Origin of the sequence: Rhodococcus sp. O3, assembly GCF_048897285.1 — a bacterium.
In the GTDB taxonomy this organism is placed as follows: domain Bacteria; phylum Actinomycetota; class Actinomycetes; order Mycobacteriales; family Mycobacteriaceae; genus Rhodococcus.
This window is the reverse complement of the sequence record NZ_JBMBTE010000217.1, coordinates 1-4,769: the sequence shown is the minus strand read 5'-3', so window position 1 is coordinate 4,769 and position 4,769 is coordinate 1. Positions and strand designations below refer to the sequence as shown.

The following is a 4,769-nucleotide window of genomic DNA, read 5'->3' as shown; positions in this document are numbered from 1 at the left end:
CTCCGGGGCCGTCGCCAGCCCGCGGGCGCACCGCACGCGGTCGGGGGTGTCGACGCAGCTGCCGCGGCCCGGGAACTCCTGGCTCAGCTGCCAGCCGAGCACCTCCGCGCCGTCCGGGACCGGCGGCAGCACGATGCGCCGCCGGATGTCGATGCGCTGCGGGTTCTCGCGGTCGGTGAAGTCGTCCACCGCGACCTCGGTGATCCCGAACTGGCTCCCGGCGGTGCCGTCCTCGGTGTGGGTGGCGGTGATGCGGATCCACGTCGTGGTCCCCAGCGGCAACGCGATCGTCTGTTCGCGGCCGGGTTTCTCGACCCGGACGGCGGCGGTGCCGCGGTCGGTTTCCAGCTCCAGCCACTTGACGGGCGAGCCCAGCGCGCCGGGGCTCGTCGTCAGGTGCAGCATGCCGGCCTCGATCGGGGTGTCGAGGTCGAGCTGCAGCCACTGTCCGACCGCGGATTCGAGGCCGTTGCTGTGCCAGCCGGTGGTGGGGTCCCCGTCGAGGACGGCGGCCGGTCCGCTGCCCGGGGAGGTTCCGCCGAGCTGCGTGGCGTCGGACGCGGCGCTGGAGACCCCGATGCGCGCGCCTTCCCATTCGGCGCGGACGAGGTCGGTGTCGGCCACCGGGTAGTCCGGCACCAGGTTGTGGGTGCGTCGGGGATCGTCGGCGGCCCGGATCGTCGACGAGTGGTAGTCCACCTGCCCGTAGTCGGTTTCGCGGTCGGTGGGCGTGTCGGTGACGACCACCCCGTCGACGGGCAGCCCGGCCCGTTGCGCGTCCGCGGCCAGCAGCACCGGGCCGGGCAGCGGCGGCTCGCCGCCGGCGAGCTGCAGCAGCGATTCGGGGCCGCCCTGCACCCGCGGAACCGACGCGGCGTCGACCACATACGGGCCGACGGGCGAGAATCCCGGCACGTCGACGCGGTAGATCTCGATCGCCGGATAGGCGGGCTGCAGATCGGCGTCCGCGACGAAGTCCTCGCCGAGCTCGCGGCGGATGTCCGGACCGAACTCGGCGACCCGCACCAGGCCGGGGGAGCCGTCGAGGGCGCGGTGGACCAGTGCGCTGCGCGCGGCCGGGGACGTGTCGGGATCCAGATCGTTGCGGACGACCACGTAGCCGATGCCCTGGCCGCGCAGCGTGGCGGCGAGCCCGTCGGAGGGCCGGCCGTCGGCGATGAGCCGTTGCACCGAGTCGAGGGCGCGGATCGCGCCGGGCGGCACCAGCGGCACCGCGTCGCGGGACACCCACGGTGATTCGGCCAGGGCCTGGATCGGTTCGTCGCGGGTCAGACCCCAGATCTGGCTGCCGAACGGGGCACCAGGCACGATCAACGCGCGTTCGCCGCGGTCGGAAGTGTTCTCGCCGAGCCACGCCGCGGTCTCGTGCCAGTATCCGGGGACCTCGTCGTAGGCGCCGCGCGGCGCGAGCTTGCCGGTCCACGCCAGGGAGGTCGCGAGGGTCGCGGCGACCAGGATCAGGGTGGTGAACGCGACCATCGGGTCCCGTTCGGGATGCGCGAAGGCGACGCGGGCGCGTCCCCACGGCACCGACCCGGGCAGCGGCACCCGCCGCAGCAGGTGGGCCAGGCCCAGGACCAGCGGCAGCCGCACCAGCGGTTCGAGTTTGTGGACGTTGCGCAGCGCCGCCCCGCCGGAGTCGAGGAACAGACGCACCTGCTCGGCGAACGGGGAACCGAGCTCACCCACGTAGCCCGCGCCGAGCCCGGCCACCCCGACGAACAGGATCAGCGTCAGCCGGCCGCGCGCCGGCATCGAGCGCATCGCCAGACCGGCCATGCCCGCGGCGGCGAGGAGACCGGTCACGAGGACCGCGGCCGGCTGCGTCACGAGCACCGCCCCGGCGATGCGTTCGGGGGAGACGAACGGTGTCCAGCTGTCGGTGCCGCGCAGGATCTCCGCCAGCGACGCCCACTCTGTGGTGACACCGGACGATTCGATGTAGTCGAGGAAGGGCGGACTGACCTTGCCGAGCAACAGCAGCGGCACCATCCACCACAGCACCGCGACGATGCAGCACGGGATCCACCGGATCGTGAAGTGCCACCACGCCCGCCCGGGCCGGTGCGCGAGCCACCACAGGCCGGCGACGAGACAGGCCGCGGCGGTCGCGACCGCGTTGATCGCACCCATCAGCGCCACCGCGACCGCGGACTGCGCGGCCAGCTGCAGGGCCGAACGCCCGGAATCGCCGCGCGCGTACCGGACCACGGGCAGCAGCACCCACGGCGCCAGCATCATCGGCAGGGTTTCCGACGAGATCGACCCGAGGGTCGTCAGGACCCGCGGGGACAGCGCGAACACCACGGCGGCGAGAACCCGGGAACTGCGGCTGCCGATGCCCAGTGCTTCGGCGAGCCGCACGATGCCCCAGAATCCGGCGATCAGCAGCAGTGCCCACCAGATCCGCTGGGTGATCCACGGGGGCACGTGCAGGATCTGCCCGGCCGCGAAGAACGTGCCGTGCGGGAAGAAGTAGCCGTACGCCTGGTTCTGGACCTGCCCGAGCGGGGCGATGCTGCTCCACTGGTGGGATGCGCGGGCCAGGAACCCCAGCGGATTCTGCGTCAGGTCGTATTTGGTGTCGGCCACGATGAGGCCGGGGACCTGCGCGAACGCAAGTACGAACGCCACCGCGGCGGCCGCGTACAACCACCGACGTGACAAGGGTTCGGCGGACGGCCCCGGATCGTGCGGGGCCGTCACGCCGGAGGAAGTGCGTGAACTCGCAGCGTTGCCGGCGCCGTCAGCGGCTGCCGTACTCAACCTGGTTCAGAAGGGAGGAATCGGCGTTGCCGCTGCGGTCGATCTCCGGGCGGGTGTTGTCCTGTACCGCGGCGGTCACACCGAATACCGCTGCAGCACCGAGAACGGCGCCGATCACAGCGCTGCCCAGGCCGGGTCCAAGGAACTTCGCCATGCCCATCTCCCCATCGTCAAAACGTCGGCGCGGGACGTCCCCGCGCCGTTTCGCACCGCGTCAAGGTATCACCCGTGTCACACGGTATGTCCGTACTGTGCCACCGACTACAGGCCGAGCGTGCCGAGCAGTGTCCGCAACTTCGCGGTCGTCTCGTCGAGTTCGGCGTCGGGGTCCGAATCGGCGACGATCCCGCCGCCCGCCCACGCGAGGGCACGCAGCCCGTCGGAGCTGATCTCCGCGCAGCGGATCGCGACCAGCCAGTCGCCGTCACCGGCGGCGTCGCACCAGCCGACGGCACCGCCGTAGAAGCGGCGATCGCCCTCGACGGCCCGGATCGTGGCGAGCGCGGCCTCGGTGGGGGTACCGGCGACCGCGGGTGTCGGATGCAGCACCGTCGCGAGGGTCAGGGCGTCGGTCGCCGGGTCGCGCAGGGTCCCGGTGATCGGGGTCGCCAGATGCCACACGTCGGGGGTGCTCGTCAGCACCGGGGTCTCGCGGACGTCGAGGTCGGTGCACAGCGGACCGAGACGGTCGCGGATCCACGCGGTGACGAATGCGTGCTCGGCGAGGTTCTTCGCGGACGCGAGGAGGTCGCGGCCGGCTGCCTCGTCGGCGGCGGGGTCGGCGCAGCGCGCGGCGGTCCCGGCGAGCGGGCGGCACGTGACGGTGCTGCCGCGCCGGCTCACCAGCACTTCCGGGGTCGCGCCGACGAGGGTGTGCCCCCAATAGCGTTCGCCGGCGGCGCTGAGGTCCACGGCATAGGTCGCGGCCGTCGGGTGCCGGGCGACCATGCGCGCGGCGACGGAGAGGGGGTCGAGCGGCTCGTCGGCGTCGAGCGCGACCGACCGTGCGGCGACGACCTTGCCGAACTCGCCGAGTTCGAGCCGTTCGATCAGTGCCCGTACCCGCGCGACGTGGATGCGCGGGTGCGGGTTCTGCGCGGCGACCCGCACCGGCGGCAGTGCGTCGATGTCCTGGGGTGGGGTCCACGGCCCGTCGGTGACGGTGCTCTCCTCGGGCTGCATCAGCGCCGGCGGGCGTTCCGGGTCGAAGGGCAGGGCCCCGACGATCAGGTCGGCCTCGTCGCGTCGCAGTGCCCGTGACGCCTCGGCGGCGGTGTCGTACAGGCGTCTGATTCCGGTGGTGCGGAGGGTGCGCTCCGGGCGCGAGAGAAGGAAGCCGTCCATGATCGCTCGACGATATCGCCCGGCGGCGACGGCGGTGCGCCTAGCGTCCCGGCGGCACGATCAGCACCGGCCGGTGACTGTGGCGCAGCACGTGGTCGGCGACGGAGGACTGCAGCAGGGACCGCAGCCCGGTGGTGCCGCGGGTTCCGGTGACGATGATGTCCACGTCGAGTTCGTCGGCGGCCTCGATGATGGAGGTCCACACCGCGTTGACGATCTCGATGGTGCGTCCCTCCGCCTGCAGTCCCGCCGCGCGCGCCAGCTCGAGACCTTCGGAGTTGGTGACCTTGGCGTCGGTGAGCGCCACGTCCTCGCTGTCCTCGTCCGGTACCCATTCGGGTTGCATCACCCCGGACAGCCCGGACATCCGTGCGGCCTGGCGCACCATGGGTTCCCACGCGGTGACGACGACGGCGCGGCAGGACTCGAGGAAGCGGCCCGCGTATTCGACGGCGCGCTTGGAGTTTTCGGAACCGTCGTAGGCAATGAGGATCAGATCTGCGGGCATCGCACACCCCTTGGGTCGAAACCGGCTGCTCGGGGTGCACATTACCGTTCCCGGCGGGCTGTGGGAGCCGACTGTGCGATGGTCGGCTACCGTCGATGTCCATGCGTATCCGTCACAGCCTCGTCGCCGT

4 protein-coding genes are annotated in these 4,769 nt (G+C 72.2%); all 4 read right to left on the bottom strand.

Annotated elements, in window-relative coordinates:
• Positions 1-2,727, bottom strand: a 2,727-nt coding sequence (locus ACN675_RS27720; RefSeq protein ID WP_420753871.1) for an alpha-(1->3)-arabinofuranosyltransferase, incomplete at its 3' end; no start/stop codon positions are given.
• A 40-nt stretch (positions 2,728-2,767) separates the two neighbouring features.
• Complete coding sequence (locus tag ACN675_RS27715; protein ID WP_072812050.1) at positions 2,768-2,941, bottom strand: DUF2613 domain-containing protein; 174 nt, start codon at positions 2,939-2,941, stop codon at positions 2,768-2,770.
• A 107-nt stretch (positions 2,942-3,048) separates the two neighbouring features.
• Positions 3,049-4,131 (bottom strand): isochorismate synthase, encoded by a 1,083-nt coding sequence (locus ACN675_RS27710; protein ID WP_420753870.1) that lies wholly within the window; start codon positions 4,129-4,131, stop codon positions 3,049-3,051.
• 40 nt (positions 4,132-4,171) lie between these two features.
• On the bottom strand, positions 4,172-4,639 hold the full coding sequence (locus ACN675_RS27705) for a universal stress protein (protein WP_420753869.1): 468 nt from the start codon (positions 4,637-4,639) through the stop codon (positions 4,172-4,174).
• Between the last annotated feature and the right edge of the window lie 130 nt (positions 4,640-4,769).